At 41.5% G+C, this 275-nt stretch carries 1 protein-coding gene; it reads right to left on the bottom strand.

The annotated features are described in order from the left end of the window. Positions 1-275, bottom strand: a 275-nt coding sequence (locus SB765_RS29525; protein ID WP_410932476.1) for a hypothetical protein, incomplete at both ends; no start/stop codon positions are given.

The raw sequence follows: 275 nt of genomic DNA, 5'->3' as shown, positions 1-275 counted from the left end.
CGCCGAATGTGCGCCTAGGTGATGTTGACCTACGGCAGGTCATGTTTTGAGCTTTAACACCAAATTGTTCAATATAAACGGCGACAATTGCATCTATTTCTTGCTTCTCTTCTATAGTCGCAGCGGCATAAAAAGTATCATATTGTTGTGACCAATTTTCAACGCCAGCTTCTGCAGCAACACCCAACCACCCCATACCAAGCTTAGTTGATTGCTCTAAATATTGTCCTTTTAAAAACATAAACGCTAGGGTGTATTGTGCACTTTTATAACCC

It is taken from the genome of Pseudomonas sp. SIMBA_067, assembly GCF_046534675.1.
GTDB lineage: Bacteria > Pseudomonadota > Gammaproteobacteria > Pseudomonadales > Pseudomonadaceae > Aquipseudomonas > Aquipseudomonas putida.
Note: the sequence above shows the minus strand (reverse complement) of the source record. Positions and strands in the feature narration are given on the sequence as shown.